The organism is Streptomyces sp. CGMCC 4.7035 (genome assembly GCF_031583065.1).
Taxonomy (GTDB): Bacteria; Actinomycetota; Actinomycetes; order Streptomycetales; family Streptomycetaceae; genus Streptomyces; species Streptomyces yaanensis.
The window spans coordinates 7,241,799-7,263,617 of sequence record NZ_CP134053.1 but is presented as its reverse complement, the minus strand read 5'-3'; the positions used below and the strand labels follow the sequence as shown (position 1 = coordinate 7,263,617).

Here is a 21,819-nt window from a genome sequence, read left to right as displayed (position 1 = left end):
GGAGGACCGTCAGTCCTCCCAGTCACTGTCCTTGGAGGACTTGCGGCGCTGTCCGAAGAGGCGGGGGTTGACGCGCGCGGCCTGGGCCACGTTGACGCCGACGATGCCGAGCCAGGCGGCCACGAGGCCGGTCGTGCCCGCGAGGCCGCCGGCGATCGCGGACAGCGGGATCGCCATCACCAGCGAGACGATGCCGAAGCCGAACCGCTCGCCCCAGGAGTCCGTCGCCCGCGGGGACCGGGCGCCGCGGGCCACCACCATCTGCTGCTCGGCGAGCTGCCGCCGCACCCGGCGGTCGATCGCGCCGTCGATGCGCTGGTCGACCTTCTCCAGGAAGGAGTCGACCAGCGCCGACTCGTACTCCTCGCCCAGTTCCCTGCGGGCCTGCAGGGTGGCGCTGAGTTCCTTCTTGAGGTCGGCGTCGTGCATGTCCATTCCGGTCATGCCCCCTACGTTAGGGAGCGGGATCCCCTGCCGCACTGGGGACAGCCCCCCTGTGCCGGCTGGGGTCTGCCGGGAGTATCCCGAGGGACTCCAACACCCTGCGGTGCCCGTGCTCCGTGCGATCAGCGACAGGGGGCAGGCGACACGCCGGAGGTCGGCTACTTCACCAACCCGTGCTGCCTCGCGTACGCGTTGGCCACGTCCTCCGGGTCCTTCTTGTCGTTGTCGACCAGGCTGTTGAGCTGGGTGAGCTGGTCGGTGGTGAGGACGTTGCCGAGCCGGGCGAGGGCCTTGCGGACCGTGTCGTCGGCCTTGCGGTCGGCGATGAGGGGGACGATGTGCTGGCTGGGGATCAGGTTCAGGGGGTCCGTCAGCACGACCCAGTCGTTGGCCTTGATGTCGGTGTCGGTGGTGAAGAGGTTCGCGACGTCCACATCGCCCTTCTTCAGAGCGCTCTTGACCAGCGGCCCGTCGGAGTCCAGCGACTTGAACTCCTTGAACTCGACGCCGTACACATCCTTCAGGCCCACCGCGCCCACCTGGCGCTTCTTCACCTCGGGCGCGGCGCCGATGACCAGCTTGCCGTTCTGCTTCTTCAGGTCCGCGAGGGAGGTCAGGCCGTACTTCTGTGCGGTCGCCCGGGTGACGACGAAGGCGTCGGAGTCGGCGGCCATGCCGTACGGCAGGACCTGAAGGCCGCTGGGCAGCGCCAGGGTGAGGGCGTTCTGCATGGCGCCCGGCTCGGCGGATGTGTCCTTCGGGGCCAGATAGTTGAGGAGAGCGCCCTGGTATTCCGGCAGAAGGTCGATGTCGCCGCCCTTGAGGGCGGGGATCACGATTTCCCGGGTGCCGAGGTTGGGGCGGACCCTGACCTTCACTCCGTCCGCCTTCAGGACGGCTGCGTAGAGGTAGCCGAGCACCTGGTTCTCGGTGAAGTTGGCGGTGCCGATGGTGACGCCGCCCTTGCTGGAGCCGCCCCCACCGGAGCCGGTGCCCTGACTGTCGAGGGAGGTGATGCCGCCCGCGCACGCGGAGAGGGCGGGGACGGAGGCGGCCGCGAACAGGCCGCCGAGGAGAGCACGACGATTCATTTCGGTGGGTTCCTAGGCGGTGCGGTGGCGGAAGAGGAAGCGCTGGAGGCCGGAGAGGACCAGGTCCAGGGCGACGGCGAGCAGGGCGACCAGTACCGCGCCCCCGAGTACCTGGACGAGGTCACGTTGGGCGAGGCCGTCGAAGACGTAGCGGCCGAGGCCGCCGAAGGAGACGTACGCGGCGATGGTCGCCGTGGCCACCACCTGGATCAGGGCCAGGCGAAGGCCCGTCATGATCAGGGGGAGGGCCAGCGGCAGCTCCACCTGGAAGAGGACCTGGTGCCCGCGCAGGCCCTGGCCGCGGGCCGCGTCCTTCACGTCCGGGTCGACGGCGGTCATGCCCGCGTAGGTGTTGGTGACGATCGCCGGGACCGCGAGGGCGACCAGGGCGACGTAGACCGGCCACATGGACAGACCGCTGGCCAGAAAGACCAGGACCACCAGACCGACTGTCGGCAGGGCGCGGCCGAAGGACGCGAGATTGATGGCTACGAACGCGCCCTTGCCGGTGTGCCCGATCAGCAGGCCGAGCGGGAGGCCGATGGCCGCCGCGATGAGGGTGGCGAGCAGCGAGTACTGGAGGTGTTCGGCCAGACGGTGGGCGATGCCGTCGGAGCCGGACCACTGGTCACCGTCGGCGAGCCACTTTCCGAGGTTCTTGAAGAGTTCGTACATGTCAGGCGCGCCGCCTCGTCCACGGGGTGAGTACGTACTGGACGGCGACCAGCAGCGCGTCCGCGACCAGCGCCAGCAGGATCGTGAGGGCCACTCCGGCGATCACGGGCGTCGGGAAGTCGCGCTGGAAGCCGTCGGTGAAGAGCTGGCCGAGGCCGCCGTCGCCGATGTAGGTCGCGACCGACACCAGCGAGATCGACATGACCGTCGCGATCCGGACACCCGCCATGATCACGGGGAGCGCGAGGGGAAGCTCGACGGTGAGCAGGGCGCGCAGGGGGCGCGTGCCCATCGCCTTCGCGGCTTCCTTCGTCTTCGCGGGGACGGAGTCCAGACCCTCGACCGTGTTCCGGAGCAGGACCACCAGGGTGTAGATCGTCAGGCCGATGACCGTGGTGGTGCGGGTCAGGCCGGAGATCGGGAGCAGGAGCACGAAGATCGCGATCGACGGGATGGTGAACAGGACGTTCGAGACGCCGAGGAGGAAGCCGCGCAGGGGGCGGATCCGGTGGGCGATCACCGCGAGGGGGAGGGAGATCAGCAGGCCGAAGAAGACGGCGGTCAGGGCGGCCTGGAGGTGGGAGAGCGTGAGGGTGGTGAGGTCGCCCGTGTGGTCGGACACCCAGGACCAGTCGAGGGTCATGCGGCGACACTCGCTTCCGTGAGCGCCTCGGTGTGGGCCCGGCCCGCGCGCTGGTGGACGTCCTCGCGGGAGGAGACGCCGGTGAGTACGCCGTCCGTGTCGACGCGGACGACGAGGCCGGTGGGGGAGGCGACCGACTCGTTCAGCGCTGACAGGAGGGAGTCGGTGTCCTTCAGGGGGCGTACGGGGAGTTCGGCGTCTGTCTCTGTCGAACGCCAGTGCAGCGGTTTACGGGCCGCATCGAGGGCGAGGGTCCAGGTGCCGCCCTCGGGCGCGGGGCCCTGCGGGACGTCCGTGAGGGGCGTGAGCGAGAGCAGTTTCAGTCCGCGCTCCGCGCCGAGGAAGTCCGCCACGAAGTCGTCGGCCGGGCGGGCGAGCAGCTCGGCGGGCGGTGCGCACTGCACCAGCTGGCCGCCGGTACGGAAGACCGCGATCCGGTCGCCGAGCCGGACCGCCTCGTCGATGTCGTGGGTGACGAAGACGATGGTCTTGCTCAGGTCCTTCTGCAGGCGCAGAAGTTCGTCCTGCAGCTGAGTACGCACCACGGGGTCGACCGCGCCGAACGGCTCGTCCATGAGGAGTACCGGCGGGTCCGCGGCGAGCGCGCGGGCCACCCCCACGCGCTGCTGCTGGCCGCCGGAGAGTTGGTGCGGATACCGCTTGCCGGCGTCGGCGGTGAGCCCGACGGTCTCCAGGAGCTCGGCCGCGCGGGCCCGGGCCTTCCTGCGGCCCCAGCCGAGCAGGAGCGGCACGGTCGCGATGTTGTCGAGCACCGTACGGTGCGGGAAGAGGCCCGACTGCTGGATGACGTAGCCGATGGAGCGGCGCAGCTCGGCGGCGTCCTGCTCGAGGACGTCCCGGCCGCCGACACGGATGGTCCCGGAGGTCGGATCGACCATCCGGTTGACCATCCGCAGCGTGGTCGTCTTGCCGCAACCGGAGGATCCGACCAGGACAGTCACGCCGCCTTCCGGCATCTCCAGGGAGAGGTCGTGGACTGCTGTCGTGCCGTTCGGGAAACGCTTGTGCACCGCATCGAACTGGATCATGAGATGTCCCTTGCCCGGCTGTATAACGTCATGCAGAGTTCTTGGTGTCTGAATAGGTTGTCAATGCTTCGGCGTTAATCCGAGGTAACGGATGACCGGAGGGCAAGATCCGATGTCCTGGTTGAGGGGAGTTTGAGCCTTATGTCGTCTCGGATCGTGGACTCGCCGGGTTCCGCGCATTCCGGCCTGGTGGTCCTCGACGGGGTCGCACTCGGCGTGGAGGACGTCGTACGCCTCGCCGACGGCGACGCGCGACCGGTCCCCGCCACCGAGGCCATGAAACGGGTGGAGGAGTCCTGGGACGCCGCGCGGCAGATCGCGGCGACCGGGCGCGTGTACGGCCGCTCGACCGGCGTCGGCGCGAACCGGAACGTGGACGTGCCGACGGAGGCAGCCGCCGGGCACGGCCTGCGGCTGCTGCGCAGCCACGCCGGGGCGATCGGTGAGGAGCTGTCCGCTCGGCAGGCGCGGGCGATGCTGGCCATACGGGCCAATCAGCTGCTGGCGGGCGGCGCGGGGCTGCGGCCGAGCGTGATCACGGCACTGTGCGAGGCGCTGGAGAGCGGGGCGTATCCGGTCGTCAACGAGTTCGGCTCGGTGGGGACCGGCGACATCGCAGGGCTGGCGCAGGCGGGGCTCGCACTCGCCGGGGAGCACCCCTGGAAAGGCGCGAGGGCACCGGAACCCCAGCCCCTCGACAACAACGACGCCCTCGCCTTCATCAGCAGCAACGCCCTCACCCTCGGCCAGTCCGCGCTCGCCCTGCACGAGCTGCGTGGCCTGATCGGCGCCACCCAGGTCGTCGCCGCGCTCTCCCTCCTCGCGGTGGACGGCTCCCACGAGGCGTACGCCGCCCCCGTCCACGCCGCCCGGCCGCACCGCGGCTCCGCCGAGGTCGCCCGCCGCATGCGCGAGCTGATCGGCGCCGCCGACCGCCCGACGCCACCGCTGGGCCGCATCCAGGACCCGTACGGCTTCCGCTGCCTGCCCCAGATCCACGGCCCCGCACAGGATGCGGCGGATGCGCTGGAGGACGTCCTCACCATCGAGATCAACGCGGCCGCCGAGAACCCGCTGATCTCCCCCGAGGACATGGCCGCCTACCACCACGGCGGCTTCTACCAGGCCCAACTCGCCCTCGCCCTGGACCACTTCCGGCTCGCTCTGATGCAGGTCGCACGCCTGTCGACGTCCCGGCTGTCGACGCTGAACGAACCCGCCTTCACCCGGCTGCGCCCGTTCCTGGCCGACCACGAGCCCGCCTCCTCCGGCGTGATGATCCTGGAGTACGCCGCCGGAGCCGCCCTCGGAGATCTGCGGGCGTTCTCCGCGCCCGCCTCGCTCGGGCACGCTGTACTCTCCCGGGGCGTCGAGGAGCAGGCCAGCTTCGCCTCGCTCGCCGCGCGTCAAACGCTGCGCGCGTGCGGTGCGTACCGTCTGGTGGTCGGCTGCGAACTGGTCGCCGCCGTACGGGCGCTGCAACTGCGCGGCCTTCGGCCCGACCCGGAGCTTCCGGTGGGCCGGGCGCTGGAGCTCGCCGAGTCGGTGCTCGACCGAAACCTGGCCGACCGGCCGCTCACGGGCGATGTGACAGCGGCGGCCCATCTGCTCGACCGGTTCACGGACATCTGGAGGGGGAGCACGTCATGAACGTGACCGACAGTCCTGCCACACGGCTGCAGGCGCTCTTCGAGGGGCACCGGCTGACGCCGACCCAGCGGCGCATCGCGCACAGCATGGTGCGGCGGGCCGGCGATGTGCCCTTCCTGTCGAGCGTGGAGCTGGCCGAACTCGCCGGGGTCAGCCAGCCGTCGGTGACCCGGTTCGCGGTCGCCCTCGGCTTCGACGGCTATCCCGCCCTGCGCAAGCACCTGCGTGAGGTCGCGCCCGTCGAACAGACGGTGGACTCGGCGACGTACAACGAATACCAGCAGGCCGTCGAGGCCGAGATCGAGAACCTGAAGCACCTGGCGGAGGTCCTGGCCGACCCGCGTCCCGTGCAGAAGGCCGGACGCATCCTCGCCGCCTCACGCCCCCTGCCGGTCCTCGGCCTGCGGGCCGCGGCCTCCCAGGCGTACGGCTTCGCGTACTTCGCGGCGAAGGTCCACCCGGACGTACGGCTGCTCAACGAGGGCGGCACGATGCTCCACGACCGTATCGACGCCGCCGTACGGGCGGGCGCGAGCGCCCTGCTGTGCTTCGCGCTGCCCCGGCATCCGCGCGAGGTCGTGGACACCCTGGCGTATGCCAGGGGGGCGGGCCTGACGGTGGTCGTGGTCGCCGACTCGGCTTTCGCGCCGGTGGCGAAGGCCGCGGATCTGCTGCTGCCGGCCGCCGTCGGCACGGGGCTCGCCTTCGACACGGCCTGTGCGCCGATGCTGCTCGGCCGGGTCCTGCTGGAGGCGATGTGCGACGACCTGCCGGACGCCCAGGCCCGGCTGGAGGAGTTCGACGCGCGGGCGGCGGCCCGAGGGTTGTTCGTCGAGTAGTCCGGAGGGGCCCGCGTTCTCAGACTCGTCTCACCTTCGCTCGCCAGCCTGCGCGACCTGAGCGCTCCGCTGGGAGTGCGGCGCGTCGTGTGCGGGTGCGTCGTGGCTGGTCGCGCAGTTCGCCGCGACCCTTTGGGGGCGCTCCTTTGGGGGCGCTCCTTTGGGGCGCTGTCGAACCGCACGGACATCAGCGAACCCGCTGAGGCGCTTCGCAGAAGAAACGGGAGGCTGATCGTGGCGCGCGGAGGAGGGCTGGGGCTGGCTCGGGTGGCCGTCGTCGTGCGGGCCGGGGCCGCACCACTGTGGTGGCTCGGGGTGTTCGCGGCAGGCGTGGGGGTGCTCCCACCGGGAGTGACCGGACGCCGGATCGGCGTCATGGCCGGGGCCGCGCTGTTCATCGTGACGACGGCCGCTGTGGCGTACACGCGCCGCAAGCGGTACGTCGCCCTCGCCCGCGGCGCCGCCCGCGCCGGCAAGCACGACGTGCTCCAGGACCGCGCGGTCACCGTCCGCACCTGGCGGCGCGGGCACCGCTGGTGGCTGCTCGCCGCGTTCGCCGCCGCGCTCGGCAGCTCGTTCGCGGTGCCCGCCGCGGGCGGCATGCTGCTTGCCGGGACCGGCGCCGGGCTGCGGTTGAAGGCCGCCTGGCTCGGGCGCCGGGAACGCGCCGACGACGCGCTGCTGTGGGTGCGCGTCGACTGGCTCGGCCGACGTGGCGGCGCGCCCGCGGGGAAACCGGTCAAGGGTTATCGCGGTACGGGCATCGCGGCCGGCGACGCGGCCCCGGGCGGGGCCGCGTCGCCGTACCGCGGAGCTCGTGTAGCGCGCGGGGAGCGCGCCGGAGGGTCAGACCTCCAGCTCCTCCTCGATCTTCTTCAGCTGGTGACGGGCCATCGCCAGGTTGGCGCGCTTGTTGTCGAGGACGAGGTAGAGGAACAGACCGTTGCCGCCGCGTCCGGTGAGCAGCCGGATCAGGTGGTACTGGTCGCTCAGAGTGATCAGGATGTCCTCGATCTGCCCCTTGAGCCCCAGGTGCTCCATGGTGCGCAGCTTGGCACGTACGACATCGGTGTTGCCGGCGGCCGCGACCGTGAGGTCGAAGCCCTTGCTGCCGCCCACCGTGCCCAGCGCCATGCCGCTGGTGTAATCGACGAGGGCGGCTCCGGTCGCGCCTTCGATGGAGGCGAGGGCCTCTTTCAGCGCGGTTTCCGTGTTGGCCATTTCGGGGTGTGTCCTTTCAACTTTCCGTGGTGGTGCGCGCGTTCCCGGCCGAGCGTGGGCTCGCGGGGGTGCGCGCGGTGCGGGTCCGCGTGGGCGCGGACTTGGCAGCGGTCTTCGTGGGGGTCCTGGTGGTGCCGGTCTGCGGGGGCGGCGGCTCGGCTCGGGCGATGGCGTCGTCGACCAGCTCGCCGATGCGTGTGCTCGCGCGGCGGCCCTCCAGATGCAGCCGGCCGACGTTGACGCGGTCCTGCGCCAGCAGCGTCAGGACGGCGCCGCGGCCCGCCGCGTACGTGGCCACGTAGCCATGGACGCCGCGGAAGAGCAGTTCGCGGAAGTCGCCCTGACCGGTGGCGTCCGTCATCCGTACGGCGACGCCCAGCGCGGCGGCGGTGAGCGCGGCGACGCCCTCCGCCTCGACACCGGGGGTGTCCTGGGCGAGGACGAGTCCGTCGACGCTGGCGGCGAGGGCGCCGGTCAGCTGGGGAACGCGGGCTCGCAGGCGGCGGAGTTCGTCGAGGACCTCGGGCTCCGCGTCCATCAGGGATCTCCTCTCGGCAAGGCGTTGCCGTTCGAGCCGGTCAAAGGGCCTCCAGCGCATCCCTGAGCCTCTTCAGCAACGTGATGTGGGGGTCGGCGAAAGGCGACAACTGTTCGGTGGGGACGGGTGCCGCGCCGCCGTGCGCGGGTGCGGCGGTGCTCGCCGTCCCCCAGGCCCTCGACTCCGTGGGGGCCGACTCCGTGCGGGCCGACTCCGTACGGGCGGGAGGGGCTTGCATCGGCCCGGTGAAGGTGTGCCCGGAGTCGGTCGCGGCCGGCGGCTGTCCACAGCCTGTGTCCCTGCGGGCCGCCACGACGCCCGCCGCGGTCAGCCGCCGTACGTCCACCAGCGTGTGGAACGCCGGGCGGCCCAGCGCCCGCGAGATGTCCGCCGCCGTACGCACTCCGTCGACCCGGTCGAGCACCGCTTCCTGGCGGGGCGTGACCGCCGGGCCCGCCGGGTGGTCGGCGCGGATGAGCGGGGCCTCGTCCGTCGCCGGGTCGGACCAGATCGTGCGGAGCAGCTCGCGGCGGCGCAGCGTCTCGCGCTCCACCGCGGCCACCGGTACCGGGCGTACGGGTCCCAGCCAGTGCGCCGCGCCGTACCGGAAGCGGGCCGGGGCGCTGCTCGGGCCGAGCACGAAGTACGCCGCGTCGTACAGCGCCCCCAGATGGCACAGCTCCAGCGCGCCCTCGCTGATCCGGCCGCTGTCGACCAGGAACCGTCCCACCAGCTGCCGCGACCCCGCCTGCGCGACCGCCTCCCGCCAGCCGTCCTCGTCGAGGGCGCCGCGCGCGATGAGCAGGACGTCCAGGCCCGGGGTCGCGGGGCTCTCGGCGTGCACCACCTGGCCGTCGGCCAGGTAGAGCGTGCCGCGCTCGCGCATCAGCACGCCGGTGGCGCGTTCGGCGGCGAGCCGGCTGAGCATGGGGGAGAGGCCGCTGCTCGGGATCTGCGTCCGCTGCCGTACGGGCAACGGGGGCGGCGAAGGCGTCCGGACCGTCGTCATCCCAGCACCAGCCGTCCGGCCATCTCGCCGAGCCGGATGCGGGCGAGGGCCAGGTTGCCCTCCGCGCGGGCCAGCCACAGATGCAGGAAGACGCTGCTGTCGAAGGTCGTCGGCACGAACCGCAGCAGGTGGTAGCTGTCCCGGTTGGCGATGATCAGGTCCTCGAGCGGGCACGCCTCGTCGGACCAGTCGGCGTCCTCCGGGGCGAACGCGCGGTGTTCGGCGGCGAGCCGGGCCAGTTCCGCCGCCTCCGCCGCGGTCGTCTCGTGGTCACCGCCGGGCGAGTCCCCGACCGTGCCCAGCGCGAGCCCACTGGTCCAGTCGACCACCGCGGCACCTCTGGCACCGGGCAGTCGCATGGCTTCCAGCAGGCACTCGTCGATTCCGGGCACCGTGGCTCCCCTCCCGCCTCGGGTTCGGCTGAGTGACGCTGACGCTACGCAACGTGTGCGCGAGGGGTGAGTGTTCCGGCATTTTCCGGTGGAACATGCGCCGGGTTACTAGAGTGGGTCAATTGGCCTTGATTGCAGGGAGGTTGAGGGGCATCGCGGCTTTGATGCGCTGACGTGCGGTTATGCGGGCGGCGTGCATCGCAGAGGATGCGGGGGACATCCGAGTGGGTGACCCGAAGAGGGGTGCGGGTTTGCGCGCGCGCCGTCGGCGCGTCCTCAGAGCGCGGTCAGCGCGCCCGTGTGCCCCCCGCCCGACTCCGCCACGATCTCCTCGACCGTCTGCGGTTCCCGCACAACGGCGAACCGCATCCCTCCGCCCGCACCCGGCGCGTAGCCGTAGATTCCGGGCCGGACGAGGGAGTTGTACGCGTAGTGGTGCGCGAAGTAGTACGCCCCGGTGTCCAGTGCCGCCGCGTGGTCACCCTGCTCCAGGAGCGGCAGCGCGCGCCCCTCGGCCAGCAGGTCACCCGCGAAGCACGCCGGTCCGGCCACGTCCTGCAACACCTCGGGCCCCTCCTTCGGGTGCCCCTTCGCGTCGTAGGCCGCGATCCGCAGAGGCCAGGACGCCGGCGCGTACACCGTGCGGGCCGCGACCTGCACGCCCGCGTGCGTGACCGCGACGGACCGCCCGCCGGCGCGCTTGGTGTACTCCACCCGCGCCACCACCGTCCCGTGCTTGGCCAGCAGTGACCGCCCGAACTCCGTGACCAGCCCGTACCGCCCGTCGAACAGCCCCGGCACCGCCTCCGCCAGCAGCCGTGCGTACTGGGCGTGCGTCGGTGTCGTCGCGTCCGAGCCGAAGTTGACCGGCAGCCCGCCGCCGATGTCGATCGTGTCGATCTGCTGCCGCCCTGCCCGCCGGTTGATCTCCTCGGCGAGCGCGTGGATCTCGGTGATGCCCCGTGCCATCAGCGAGAGCGGGACGCCCTGCGAACCGGAGTGCGCATGCAGCCGGGTCAGCCAGGGCCGGTCCGCGTACGCGCGCACCAGCCACGCGCGCGCCCCCTCGTCCCGCAGCGCCACCCCGAACTTGGAGGTGGCGGTCGCCGTGGACAGTGCGTCGATCGCACCGGCTCCGACCTGCGGATTCACCCGTATCCCGATGGGGGAGGCGGTGCGCGTCGTGCGGACGAGGGCGTCGATCCGCTCCAGCTCCTGCGGGTTGTCCGCGTTCACGGCGATGCCCAGCGCCAGGGCCTCGCGCAGCTCCGCCGGAGTCTTGGCGGGCGAGTCCAGGACGATCCGCTCCGGCGCCACGCCGGCCGCCCGGGCCAGCGCCAGCTCCCCGGGGCTCGCCACCTCCGCCCCGATGCCCGCATCGCGCAGCAGCCGCAGCACCGGTACGAGCGGGGTCGCCTTCACCGCGAAGGCGTGCAGCACCGGCGTGCCCGGCGCGACCACCGCGTCGAAGGCCGCCCGCAGCGCCGCCGCCGACTCCCGGATGCCGACGACGTCCAGCAGGCCGACGATGGGGGCGGCCGGTCCCAGCAGTCCCTGCTCGACGGCGCACCGCACGGCCTCGTCCCGGCGCGCCGCCCGCCCGGCGTCGTCGGGCTGCCCGTCCCCGCGCGTGCGTCCCGTCCCGCTGTCCCTCATGTCCACCGCGTCCCCCGTCCCCGTGTCACCGTCTGCGGTCATGCCTCCAGCGAAACACCCCGGGCGCCGCTCCGTTGGCGCAAGAACGTATTGACTAGTTCTATTCAGAGCGCCAGGATGTGAATATCCGCTGTAACAGTCCCGCGCGCCCCCGGCCGCGTGCGGCCGTCCATCAGGAGGCAGACCATGTCAGGACCCCGCCCCGTCCGAGCGCCGCGCGGTACGGAACTGAGCGCCCTGGGATGGCAGCAGGAGGCCGCCCTGCGGATGCTCCAGAACAACCTCGACCCCGAGGTCGCCGAGCACCCCGACAAGCTCGTCGTCTACGGCGGCACCGGCAAGGCGGCCCGTGACTGGCGCTCCTTCGACGCGATGGTCCGCACGCTGAGGACGCTCAAGCAGGACGAGACGATGCTCGTGCAGTCCGGCCGTCCCGTCGGCGTCATGCAGACCCACGAGTGGGCGCCGCGCGTCCTCATCGCCAACTCCAACCTCGTCGGCGACTGGGCCAACTGGGAGGAGTTCCGCCGTCTGGAGGCCCTCGGCCTGACCATGTACGGCCAGATGACGGCCGGCTCCTGGATCTACATCGGCACCCAGGGCATCCTCCAGGGCACCTACGAGACGTTCGCCGCCGTCGCCGCGAAGAAGTTCGGCGGCTCGCTGGCCGGAACGATCACCCTGACCGCCGGGCTCGGTGGCATGGGCGGCGCCCAGCCGCTCGCCGTCACCATGAACGACGGCGTCGCCATCTGTATCGACTGCGACCCGCGCGCCATCGAGCGCCGCATCGAGCACCGGTACCTCGACGTGAAGGCCGACTCCCTGGAGCACGCCCTCCAGCTGGCCGTCGAGGCACGCGACCAGCGCAAGCCGCTGTCCATCGGCGTCCTCGGCAACGCCGCCGACCTCGTCCCGCAGCTGCTGGCGATGAGCGCCCCCATCGACATCGTCACCGACCAGACCTCCGCCCACGACCCGCTGGCCTACCTGCCGGTGGGCGTGGAGTTCGAGGACATGGCCTCCTACGCCGCCAAGGACCCGGCCGGTTTCACCACCCGCGCCCGTGAGTCGATGGCCAAGCACGTAGAGGCGATGGTCGGCTTCATGGACGCCGGGGCCGAGGTCTTCGACTACGGCAACTCGATCCGGGGCGAGGCGCAGCTCGCGGGGTACGACCGTGCGTTCGCCTTCCCCGGTTTCGTGCCCGCCTACATCCGGCCGCTGTTCTGCGAGGGCAAGGGCCCCTTCCGCTGGGCCGCGCTGTCCGGCGACCCGGCCGACATCGCGAAGACCGACAAGGCGATCCTGGAGCTCTTCCCCGAGAACGAGTCCCTCGCACGCTGGATCAAGATGGCCGGCGAGCGCGTCCACTTCCAGGGTCTGCCCGCCCGTATCTGCTGGCTCGGTTACGGCGAGCGGGACAAGGCCGGTGAGCGGTTCAACGACATGGTGGCGAGCGGTGAGCTGGCCGCTCCGCTGGCGATCGGCCGCGACCACCTCGACTGCGGTTCCGTCGCCTCGCCGTACCGCGAGACCGAGGCGATGCTCGACGGCTCGGACGCGATCGCGGACTGGCCGCTGCTGAACGCCATGGTGAACGTGGCGTCGGGCGCGTCCTGGGTGTCCATCCACCACGGCGGTGGGGTGGGCATGGGCCGGTCGATTCACGCCGGGCAGGTGACGGTGGCCGACGGTACGAAGCTGGGTGGGGAGAAGATCCGCCGGGTGCTGACGAACGACCCCGGGATGGGGGTCATCCGGCATGTGGACGCCGGGTACGACATCGCGGAGTCCGTGGCCGGGGAACGGGGTGTGCGGGTGCCTATGCGCGAGGGTGACGACGCGTGAGCGCTCCGCGCGGTGAGGTGGGCGGCAGCGCTTCGGCCGGGGCTGGGGCTTCGTCGCCGGCTGCGGGTTCGGCTGTGCCCACCCTGCCCCAAGCTCCACAGCCTGGCGATGTCCCACAGCCTGCCGGCCGCTCCTTCCATGAGATGTGGCGCGAGTTGCTGCCCATCGGGCGCCACCCCGACTCCGGTGGTTACCGGCGCTTCGCCTGGACGTCCGCCGATGCCGAGTGCCGGGCCTGGTTCGAGGATCAGGCCCGGGCACGGGGGCTGACGTACGAGGTCGACCGGAACGGGAACCAGTGGGCCTGGCTCGGGGATCCCGCCGCCGGGGACGCCGTCGTCACCGGGTCCCATCTCGACTCCGTCCCCGACGGCGGTGCCTACGACGGGCCTCTCGGGGTCGTGTCCTCCTTCGCAGCCTTCGATGAGCTGCGGGCGCGTGGTGTCGAGTTCGGCAAGCCCTTCGCCCTCGTCAACTTCGGGGACGAGGAGGGCGCCCGGTTCGGCCTCGCCTGCGTCGGGTCGCGGCTGACCGCAGGGCAGCTCACCGTCGAGCAGGCGCACCGGCTGACCGACGGCGACGGCATCACCCTGCCGCGGGCCATGGAGGCGGCCGGGTACGACCCCGACGCCATCGGACCCGACCCCGAGCGGCTCGGCCGTATCGGTGCCTTCGTCGAACTGCACGTCGAGCAGGGGCGGGCCCTCGACCTCAGCGGCGATCGCGTGGGCGTCGCCAGCGCCATCTGGCCGCACGGGCGGTGGCGGTTCGACTTCCGGGGCGAGGCCAACCACGCGGGGACGACACGGCTCGTCGACCGCCGTGACCCCATGCTGTCGTACGCCGAGACCGTCCTCGCCGCCCGCCGTGAGGCCGAACTCGCCGGTGCCGTCGCCACCTTCGGCAAGATCGCCGTCGAGCCCAACGGCGTCAACGCCATCCCCTCCCTCGTCCGCGGCTGGCTCGACTCGCGCGCCGCCGACCAGGGCAGCCTCGACACCGTCGTCAGCGGCATCGAGAGGGCGGCCCGGGAGTACGCGGACGCGCACGGCGTCGAACTCGACGTCGTCCGTGAGTCGTTCACGCCCGTCGTGGAGTTCGACCACGCCCTGCGCGACGAACTCGCCCGCATCCTCGGCAAGGACAAGGACCCGGGGCTGACCGTGCCCGTTCTGGGTACCGGTGCCGGACACGACGCCGGAATCCTCTCCGGCAGCATCCCGACCGCCATGCTGTTCGTGCGCAACCCCACGGGCGTCTCGCACTCCCCGGCCGAGTACGCCGCCGAGGACGACTGCCTGGCCGGGGTGACCGCACTCGCCGACGTACTGGAAGGGCTGGTCCGCAGGTGACGCAGACGTACTGGCTGGAGCACGCCTGGCTCGACCCCGTCGTCGAGCCGGGCGTCGCCCTTGAGGTGACGGACGGCCGTATCACCGCCGTCCGCACCGGCGTCGACACCCCGCCCCCCGGCGCCGAGATCCTCCGCGGACTCACGCTCCCGGGTCTGGCCAACGCCCACTCGCACGCCTTCCACCGAGCCCTGCGCGGTACGGTCCAGGTCGGCTCCGGCACCTTCTGGACCTGGCGCGAGGTCATGTACTCGTTCGCCGACCGGCTGACCCCCGAGACGTACCACGCGCTCGCCCGCGCCGTGTACGCGGAGATGGCGCTGGCCGGTGTCACCGCCGTCGGCGAGTTCCACTACGTGCACCACGCACCGGGCGGCACCCGCTACGCCGACCCCAACGCCATGGGCGAGGCCCTCATCGACGCCGCCGCCGAGGCCGGTATCCGTATCACCCTCCTCGACACCGCCTATCTCTCCGCCGGCTTCGGGCAGCCGCCCAACACCCACCAGCTCCGCTTCTCCGACGGCACCGCGGAGGCCTGGGCCGAACGCTGTTCAGTTCTCAAGGAACGGGATCACGCGCGGATCGGTGCGGCCGTCCACTCCGTACGGGCCGTGCCCGCGGAGCAGTTGACGACGGTGGCGCGCTGGGCGGAGGAGCGGCGGGCCCCGCTCCATGTGCACCTGTCCGAGCAGACGGCGGAGAACGACGCCTGCCTGGAGGCCCACGGCCGCACCCCCACGCAGCTCCTCGCCGACCACGGCGTCCTCGGGCCGCGCACCACCGGTGTCCACAACACGCACCTCACGGTCGAGGACATCCGGCTGATCGGCTCCACGTCCACGGGCACCTGCATGTGCCCGACCACCGAGCGGGACCTCGCCGACGGCATCGGCCCGGCCGTGGCCCTTCAGGCGGCCGGCTCCCCGCTGTCCCTGGGCTCCGACAGCCATGCCGTCGTCGACCTGCTCGAAGAGGCGCGCGCGATGGAGCTGAACGAGCGGCTGCGCACCCGCACCCGCGGCCACTGGACGGCTGCGGCCCTGCTGCGCGCGGCCTCCGCCGACGGGCACGCCGCCCTCGGCTGGCAGGACGCGGGCGTCCTGGAGCCCGGCGCGCTCGCCGACTTCACGACGATCGCGCTCGACTCGGTCAGGACCGCGGGGCCGCTGCCGCGGCTCGGCGCCGAGACGGCCGTATTCGCCGCGACGGCAGCGGACGTACGCCATACGGTCGTGGGCGGTCGCCATGTCGTACGCGACGGGGCGCACACCCTCGTACCGGATGTGGCGCGGGCGCTGGCGGACGCCGTGGAAGCCCTGCGCGCCTGACGCCCGACGCCGGCCCGCCCACGCCCCGCCCGCCCACGCCTCGCCCGCCCCGCCCGGCCATTCCCAGTCCGGCCACCCACGAGGAACCCATGAGCAGCACGGTCATCACCAACATCGCCAGCCTGGTCACCAACGATCCCTCCCTCGGTGACGCCTCCCCACTCGGTCTGATCCAGGACGCGGCCGTCGTCATCGACGGCGACCGCGTCGCGTGGATCGGTGAGTCAAGCAAAGCACCCGCCACTGACAATCGGGTCGACGCCGGCGGCCGGGCGGTGATCCCGGGCTTCGTGGACTCCCACTCGCACCTGGTCTTCGCGGGCGACCGCACGCAGGAGTTCAACGCCCGTATGTCGGGCCGCGGCTACTCGGCGGGCGGCATCCGCACGACGGTCGCCGCCACGCGGGCCGCGACCGACGCGGAGCTGGAGGCCAACCTCACCCGTTACCTCGCCGAGGCCCTCCGCCAGGGCACCACCACCTTCGAGACGAAGTCCGGCTACGGCCTCACCGTCGAGGACGAGGCCCGCGCCCTGTGCATCGCCTCCGCGCACACGGACGAGGTCACCTACCTCGGCGCGCACATCGTGTCCCCCGACTACGCCGACGACCCTGCCGCGTACGTGGCCCTGGTCACCGGCGAGATGCTCGACGCCTGCGCGCCCCACGCCCGCTGGATCGACGTCTTCTGCGAGAAGGGCGCCTTCGACGGCGACCAGGCCCGTGCGATCCTCACCGCGGGCAAGCGGAAGGGCCTGCACCCGCGCATCCACGCGAACCAGCTGTCGTACGGCCCGGGCGTGCAGCTCGCCGTCGAGCTCGACGCGGCCAGCGCCGACCACTGCACGCACCTGACGGACGCCGACGTGGACGCGCTCGCGAGCGGCCGCACGGTCGCCACGCTCCTGCCCGGCGCCGAGTTCTCGACCCGCGCCGAGTGGCCCGACGCCCGCCGCCTTCTCGACGCGGGTGTCACGGTCGCCCTGTCCACGGACTGCAACCCGGGCTCGTCCTTCACGTCCTCGGTCCCCTTCTGTATCGCGCTGGCGGTACGGGACATGGGGATGACCCCGGACGAGGCGGTGTGGTCGGCCACGGCGGGAGGAGCCGAGGCCCTGCGCCGCACGGACATCGGCCGCCTCACCCCGGGCGCGCGTGCGGACCTGGCGATCCTCGACGCCCCGAGCCACGTCCATCTGGCGTACCGCCCGGGCGTACCGCTGGTGGCCGAGGTGTGGCGGCGGGGCGTGCGCGAGGTCTGAGGCGCGGCCCCGCGGTCCCGAGGTCTGAGGCGAGGTCCCGCGGGCCCGCGTGTGTCATACGTCATGCCCCGCTCAAGTGTTCGGCCATCTGGTTAGACTCCCTTGATCATCGGCGTCGGCCCTTCCAAGCGCCGACAGTTCAGGGGAGGAACGGGGAATGGTCAGCAGACGCGGGCTGTTGAGCGGGGCCGCACTCGTGGGTGTCGGCACACTGGCGGGCGTGGTGCAGGGAACGGGAGTCGCGGCGGCGGCCGCACCGCTGGACACGCCGTTCACACCGGTTTCCGTGCCGCACCTCGCGGAGGCCGAGCGGATGGTGCAGTACCAGCGGCTGCTGGCGGCCGGCTACCTGCCGGGCGGCCTGGTGGGACACTGGCCGCTGGACGGCAAGGCCACCGACCGGTCCGGCTACGAACGGCCCGTCACCCTGGGCGCCGGCGCGACCTGGTCGACGCTGCGGGCCGGCGGTGAGCTGAGCTTCGACGGCACGTCGGGGGCGTACGCGGCCACGAGTTCCGTCCTGGACACCACGGCGCCGTTCACGGTCTCGGCATGGGTGCGCCTCTCGAACGACGCCACCAGCCCCGCCGACCTGGCCAACATGTACACCGCGGTGAGCCAGGACGGCTCCCAGGCCAGCCGCTTCCTGCTGCAGTACGACGACACGGCCCGGGCGTGGGCGTTCAAGGTGCGCAGCGAGGACCAGAGCACCAAGGTGTCGGCGTTCGCCACGACCCCCGCCGCGCTGGGCGTGTGGACGCACCTGACCGGCGTGTGGGACGGCACGCAGGTCCTCCTGTACGTCAACGGCCGGCTGGAGGGCAGCGCGGCCACGACACTGTCCTGGGCCGCGACGCAGGGCTTCAACATAGGCCGGGCCAAGTGGGACGGCGCACCGGTGAACCGGTGGAAGGGCCAGGTGGACGACGTCCGGGCCTACAACCGCGCCCTGACCGCCGCGGAGGCAGCCGTCATCAGCGGCAAGACGGCCCGCGAGAACAACGTCTACCTGGTCGGCTCCGCGTCGTCGGTGGTGTGGGGCACGCCCGACGACCTGACGAGCTGGATCGCGCGCGCCCGCTGCTCGTCGTTCCAGACGTGGGTGCTGAAGCACACTTACGGCTGGGCGACGGACGACTACTTCACCCAGTACTTCCAGGACCGGATCCCGGAGGCCGCCGACTACCGGAAGGCGTTCACGGACGGCACGGCCGGCCCGCGCTTCAAGAGGATCCGCAAGGTCACCGACCTCCAGCCGGGCGATCTGATCGCGGTGGACTACAACGGCACCGACTCGGCGAACACCGGCCACATCGTGATGGTCCGTGAGGTCAAGGGTGTCTTCACCGGGTCCATGACCTTCAGCGGGGAGACGCAGTACGCCATCGAGGTCGTCGACTGCACCTCCGACCCGCACGGCGTGTACGGGCTCTCCAGCTATCCCCAGTACCCCGACACCCGCATGGTCAGCAATGTGGACGGCGAGAGCTACCAGGGTGTGGGCATCGGCCACATGATGTTCTACGCCTCCGACAGCACCGGCGAGTTCTCCCGCTACCGGTGGAGCGTCAACACCGGTTCGGCGAAGACGTACACGGTCGCGGACCGGCCGATCGCGGCGGCGCGGATCGTATGACGGTTCACGCCTTCGGATGAAGGCGACAGGTGACAGGCGGGGCCGGGGCCTGTGATGTCATGCGGCCCGCCCCGCCCGCCACCGCTGGTCGTCGCTCCCCTGGTCCGGCAGCAGGAACAGCGTGTCGCCGCCGTACGGTGTCACCGCGTGGTCCGGGGCGATCTCCGGGCGGATCACACCCCGGGAGTCGACCGTGAAGCGCAGGTTGCGGCCGTTGGAGCCGTAGACCGAGGAGCACTCCCAGATGCCGACGCCCCGGTCCGTCGAGCCCCGGCTGTCCAGGCAGAAGCCGGGGTCGGCGTACGACTGGAGGACACCGCGCGAGGAGCCGACGCGCCAGAACTGCGTACGGGACGAGGTGCAGGGCGCCGTGATGACGTCCGTGCCCAGGTCCATGACACCGTCGCGGATGTCCAGGCACAGGCCCGAGGCGACGTTCACCACCTGGGCGTACGTGCTGTTCGGCGGGTGCGCCGCGGGAGGCTTCGGCTTCGGGGAGGCCGGGCGGGTCGTCTTCGAGGGTTTCGGAGTCGGCGTCGGAGTCGGGCTCGGGCTCGGTGACTTCGCCGTCGGTGTCGGGGAGGGCGACGGCGTCAGCGAGATCGTCACCGTCACCGCGGGCAGCGGAGTCGGCGTGCGCACGGTGCTCGCGACCCGCGCCGGCTGCGAGCCGCCCGAGGCCAGGAGGTAGACCAGCAAGGGGGCCAGCGCCACGCCGAGGGCCACCGAGGTCAGCGCGAGGCGCCGCGAAGGCCACCAGCCCAGGAGCCGGTCGGCCCCTGCCGTGTTCTGCTCGTCCGCGTCGCCCATGACGTACGCCGTGCCGCCCCAGGGGAGCAGGCCCTCCGCCAGCGCCGTGCGCGGGGCGTCGCGCAGCTGTGACAGCTCCTCGTACGCGGTGGCGCAGTACCCGCAGTGCGCCATGTGGGCGTGCAGATCGGCGCTGTAGCGCGGGTTGTCGGGGCGCACCGACTCCTCGATCAGCCGCCGGAAGTCCTGGCAGCGCGGATTGCCGGAGGCGGCGAGCCGGGTCTTCAGCAGGGACTGGCGCAGCGCCTGGAACGCCGGTTCGATGCCGTACGCCACGTCCTGCGGGGACAGGCCGAGCAGGACAGCCGTGCGCTCGGTCGGTTCCAGCTCGACGACGCCGTACCAGACCAGGCCCTGGAGGCGGAGGGGGAGCGTCTGGAGCGCGGCGAGCATCGGCGGGAGGGAACCCTCCGGCCCGGCCGCGCGCAGGTGCGTGAGCAGGCCCGGATCGAGCCGGGAGGCGCGCCCGTCCGTGGCCCAGGAGGCCGTCACCCGGCCCGCCAGCAACAGGAGTTGATGGCGCCAGGGCCCCCGCGGGTCCTGGCCGCGGGCGGTGTCGCGGGCCGCGAGTGCGAACGCCTGCGCGGTCAGTTGCCGGGCCGCGTGCTCGTCGACCGTGCACAGACGGGCGTACGCGAGGACCGCGGGGCGGTGACGCGTGCGCAGCTCACGCAGGGCCGGATACGCGGTCGGGGTGTCGGTGCGCAGCAGTTCGGTCAGCCGGGCGTCGGACACCGTACTGTGCACACCGCTTCCGGCCTCGACGTCGTCGTCGTCCCGCTCGGCGCGAGCCATCCCCCTGCCTCCCTGCACCCCTGCTCCTGCCCGGTGGGCAGGCCCGAGACTGGGACCTACCGGCCGGTATGGGGGTGACCATAGTGATGCAAGGGGGCCTGTGGGAAAAGGGGTTTCCCAGGGTAACTGAGGTGCGGACCGTGGGTGTTTCAGGAGGCGCCTGTGAAGGGCCTGAGAGACCGGTGTCCGTACGTCCGAACACGACTTGCCCGGCGTCCGGCCGAGTTGCGCCCGCAGATCAGCAGTCAATTCGCCTGACGCCTGGCCGAGTTGCGCGCGCAGATCCGCAGGCGACTCGCCTGACGCCTGGCCGAGTTGCGCCCGCAGATCCGCAGGCGACTCGCCCCGCGCCGGATCGAGTTGTGTCCGTACATCCGTCCGCAGTCGACTCGCCCGGCACCCGACCGGAATGTCCGGGCGGGCGCCGGGCGAGCGGTGACCTGTTTCGGGCCCTCGGCCGTCACTCCTCGACCGTGAGCCCCTTCCGTAGCCTCACCAGTGTCCGTGACAGCAGCCGTGACACATGCATCTGCGAGATGCCCAGCTCGTCTCCTATCTCCGACTGCGTCATGTTGGCCACGAAGCGCAACGAGAGGATCTGCCGGTCGCGCGGCGGGAGTTCGGCGATCAGCGGCTTCAACGACTCGACGTACTCGATGCCTTCGAGTCCGTGGTCCTCGTAGCCGATGCGGTCCGCCAGCGCTCCCTCGGACTCGTCCTCCTCGGGCTGTGCGTCGAGGGAGCTGGCCGTATAGGCGTTTGACGCCGCCATGCCCTCGACGACTTCCTCGTTCGAGATGCCCAGGCGCTCCGCCAGCTCGGCCACCGTCGGCGCCCGGTCGAGCCGCTGGGCGAGCTCGTCGCCGGCCTTCGCCAGATCGAGACGGAGTTCCTGCAGCCGGCGCGGGACGCGTACGGACCACGAGGTGTCACGGAAGAAGCGCTTGATCTCGCCGACGATCGTCGGCATCGCGAAGGTGGGGAACTCGACGCCTCTGCTGAGTTCGAAGCGGTCGATCGCCTTGATCAGGCCGATCGTGCCGACCTGGATGATGTCCTCCATGGGCTCGCTGCGCGAGCGGAAGCGGGAGGCGGCGAACTTCACGAGTGCCAGATTGAGTTCGACCAGTGTGTTGCGGACGTACGAAAATTCATGCGTGCCTTCTTCGAGCGACGCCAGTCGTTCGAAGAGTGTCTTGGACAGGGCCCGTGCGTCCACCGGCCCCACCTCGTCGTAAGGGGGGATCTCCGGAAGTCCGGCGAGGCCGTCGTCGGCCAGGCCGTCCGTGGGGGCGTGGTCCGGTCGTTCCAGAGGGGGTGTCGACGTCGCCCTCTGGGTCTGCGATGCGTCGAGCCGGGGTGACATGGTGTCCTCCATCGTTCTCGGCATATGGCTGCCGATGCCAATACGTGCACTGCGGTGTGCGGCGCCTCCAAAGCCGGCCGTGTCGAATGGTGTCTCTCATAGCCCTACCCGCTTTCGTGGGCCCCTCGCAAGTGCGTTCTGTGGTGAAATGTCCAATTTCGCGGGGTTGTTCGGGTGCTCTGGGGTGTGAGGAAGGCGTAATGTTCGAG

General features: G+C 71.7%; 19 protein-coding genes and 1 pseudogene. 8 read left to right on the top strand and 12 right to left on the bottom strand.

Annotated features, from left to right (window positions below; all coding sequences use genetic code 11):
• Positions 1-9: 9 nt before the first annotated feature.
• The 5 genes from Q2K21_RS31925 to Q2K21_RS31905 all read right to left on the bottom strand — a co-directional run bounded on the left by Q2K21_RS31925 (position 10) and on the right by Q2K21_RS31905 (position 3,902).
• Complete coding sequence (locus Q2K21_RS31925) at positions 10-435, bottom strand: hypothetical protein (protein WP_310781349.1); 426 nt, start codon at positions 433-435, stop codon at positions 10-12.
• Positions 436-602: 167 nt separating this feature from the next.
• The gene (locus Q2K21_RS31920) at positions 603-1,535 is read right to left on the bottom strand and encodes an ABC transporter substrate-binding protein (RefSeq protein ID WP_310778283.1); all 933 of its coding nucleotides are present in this window, start codon (positions 1,533-1,535) and stop codon (positions 603-605) included.
• A 12-nt stretch (positions 1,536-1,547) separates the two neighbouring features.
• Positions 1,548-2,210, bottom strand: a complete 663-nt coding sequence (locus tag Q2K21_RS31915) for an ABC transporter permease (protein WP_310778281.1) — start codon at positions 2,208-2,210, stop codon at positions 1,548-1,550.
• A 1-nt stretch (position 2,211) separates the two neighbouring features.
• The gene (locus Q2K21_RS31910) at positions 2,212-2,853 is read right to left on the bottom strand and encodes an ABC transporter permease (RefSeq protein ID WP_310778278.1); all 642 of its coding nucleotides are present in this window, start codon (positions 2,851-2,853) and stop codon (positions 2,212-2,214) included.
• Positions 2,850-3,902, bottom strand: coding sequence for an ABC transporter ATP-binding protein (locus tag Q2K21_RS31905; protein WP_310778275.1), 1,053 nt, complete (start codon positions 3,900-3,902; stop codon positions 2,850-2,852). The genes Q2K21_RS31910 and Q2K21_RS31905 overlap by 4 nt, the downstream gene beginning before the upstream one ends.
• Positions 3,903-4,043: 141 nt before the next feature.
• Here Q2K21_RS31905 and Q2K21_RS31900 point away from each other — a divergent pair, with 141 nt between their 5' ends.
• From Q2K21_RS31900 to Q2K21_RS31890, 3 genes and pseudogenes are all read left to right on the top strand, one after another.
• Positions 4,044-5,552 (top strand): aromatic amino acid ammonia-lyase, encoded by a 1,509-nt coding sequence (locus Q2K21_RS31900; protein WP_310778272.1) that lies wholly within the window; start codon positions 4,044-4,046, stop codon positions 5,550-5,552.
• Entirely contained in the window at positions 5,549-6,391 is an 843-nt protein-coding gene (locus tag Q2K21_RS31895) for a MurR/RpiR family transcriptional regulator (RefSeq protein WP_310778269.1), read from the top strand. Before Q2K21_RS31900 ends, Q2K21_RS31895 begins: the two co-directional genes overlap by 4 nt.
• Positions 6,392-6,625: 234 nt before the next feature.
• Positions 6,626-7,214, top strand: a pseudogene (locus Q2K21_RS31890) (hypothetical protein).
• A 23-nt stretch (positions 7,215-7,237) separates the two neighbouring features.
• On the opposite strand, the gene Q2K21_RS31885 reads toward Q2K21_RS31890, so the two are convergent.
• The 5 genes from Q2K21_RS31885 to Q2K21_RS31865 form a co-directional block, all read right to left on the bottom strand.
• Complete coding sequence (locus Q2K21_RS31885) at positions 7,238-7,612, bottom strand: roadblock/LC7 domain-containing protein (protein ID WP_310778265.1); 375 nt, start codon at positions 7,610-7,612, stop codon at positions 7,238-7,240.
• Between the two features lie 16 nt (positions 7,613-7,628).
• On the bottom strand, positions 7,629-8,150 hold the full coding sequence (locus tag Q2K21_RS31880; protein ID WP_310778262.1) for a roadblock/LC7 domain-containing protein: 522 nt from the start codon (positions 8,148-8,150) through the stop codon (positions 7,629-7,631).
• Positions 8,151-8,190: 40 nt separating this feature from the next.
• The gene (locus tag Q2K21_RS31875) at positions 8,191-9,159 is read right to left on the bottom strand and encodes a hypothetical protein (RefSeq protein ID WP_310778259.1); all 969 of its coding nucleotides are present in this window, start codon (positions 9,157-9,159) and stop codon (positions 8,191-8,193) included.
• Complete coding sequence (locus Q2K21_RS31870) at positions 9,156-9,551, bottom strand: hypothetical protein (RefSeq protein WP_310778256.1); 396 nt, start codon at positions 9,549-9,551, stop codon at positions 9,156-9,158. The genes Q2K21_RS31875 and Q2K21_RS31870 overlap by 4 nt, the downstream gene beginning before the upstream one ends.
• 276 nt (positions 9,552-9,827) lie before the next feature.
• Entirely contained in the window at positions 9,828-11,249 is a 1,422-nt protein-coding gene (locus Q2K21_RS31865; RefSeq protein WP_386275892.1) for a type III PLP-dependent enzyme domain-containing protein, read from the bottom strand.
• A gap of 144 nt (positions 11,250-11,393) precedes the next feature.
• On the opposite strand from Q2K21_RS31865, the gene hutU reads away from it, so the two are divergent.
• The 5 genes from hutU (at position 11,394) to Q2K21_RS31840 (ending at position 18,639) form a co-directional block, all read left to right on the top strand.
• The gene (hutU, locus tag Q2K21_RS31860) at positions 11,394-13,058 is read left to right on the top strand and encodes a urocanate hydratase (RefSeq protein WP_310778253.1); all 1,665 of its coding nucleotides are present in this window, start codon (positions 11,394-11,396) and stop codon (positions 13,056-13,058) included.
• 143 nt (positions 13,059-13,201) lie between these two features.
• Entirely contained in the window at positions 13,202-14,410 is a 1,209-nt protein-coding gene (locus Q2K21_RS31855; RefSeq protein ID WP_310778250.1) for an allantoate amidohydrolase, read from the top strand.
• Positions 14,407-15,741, top strand: a complete 1,335-nt coding sequence (locus Q2K21_RS31850; protein WP_310778247.1) for a formimidoylglutamate deiminase — start codon at positions 14,407-14,409, stop codon at positions 15,739-15,741. Before Q2K21_RS31855 ends, Q2K21_RS31850 begins: the two co-directional genes overlap by 4 nt.
• 89 nt (positions 15,742-15,830) lie before the next feature.
• Positions 15,831-17,003 carry an imidazolonepropionase gene (gene hutI / locus Q2K21_RS31845; RefSeq protein WP_310778244.1) on the top strand — a complete coding sequence of 391 codons (1,173 nt, stop codon included), beginning with the start codon at positions 15,831-15,833 and terminating at the stop codon, positions 17,001-17,003.
• A gap of 157 nt (positions 17,004-17,160) precedes the next feature.
• Positions 17,161-18,639, top strand: a complete 1,479-nt coding sequence (locus Q2K21_RS31840) for a LamG domain-containing protein (RefSeq protein ID WP_310778241.1) — start codon at positions 17,161-17,163, stop codon at positions 18,637-18,639.
• A 57-nt stretch (positions 18,640-18,696) separates the two neighbouring features.
• On the opposite strand, the gene Q2K21_RS31835 is transcribed toward Q2K21_RS31840, so the two are convergent.
• Both Q2K21_RS31835 and Q2K21_RS31830 read right to left on the bottom strand, forming a co-directional pair.
• Positions 18,697-20,244, bottom strand: coding sequence for an RICIN domain-containing protein (locus tag Q2K21_RS31835; protein ID WP_310778238.1), 1,548 nt, complete (start codon positions 20,242-20,244; stop codon positions 18,697-18,699).
• 460 nt (positions 20,245-20,704) lie between these two features.
• Complete coding sequence (locus tag Q2K21_RS31830; protein WP_310778235.1) at positions 20,705-21,610, bottom strand: RNA polymerase sigma factor SigF; 906 nt, start codon at positions 21,608-21,610, stop codon at positions 20,705-20,707.
• Positions 21,611-21,819 lie beyond the last annotated feature (209 nt).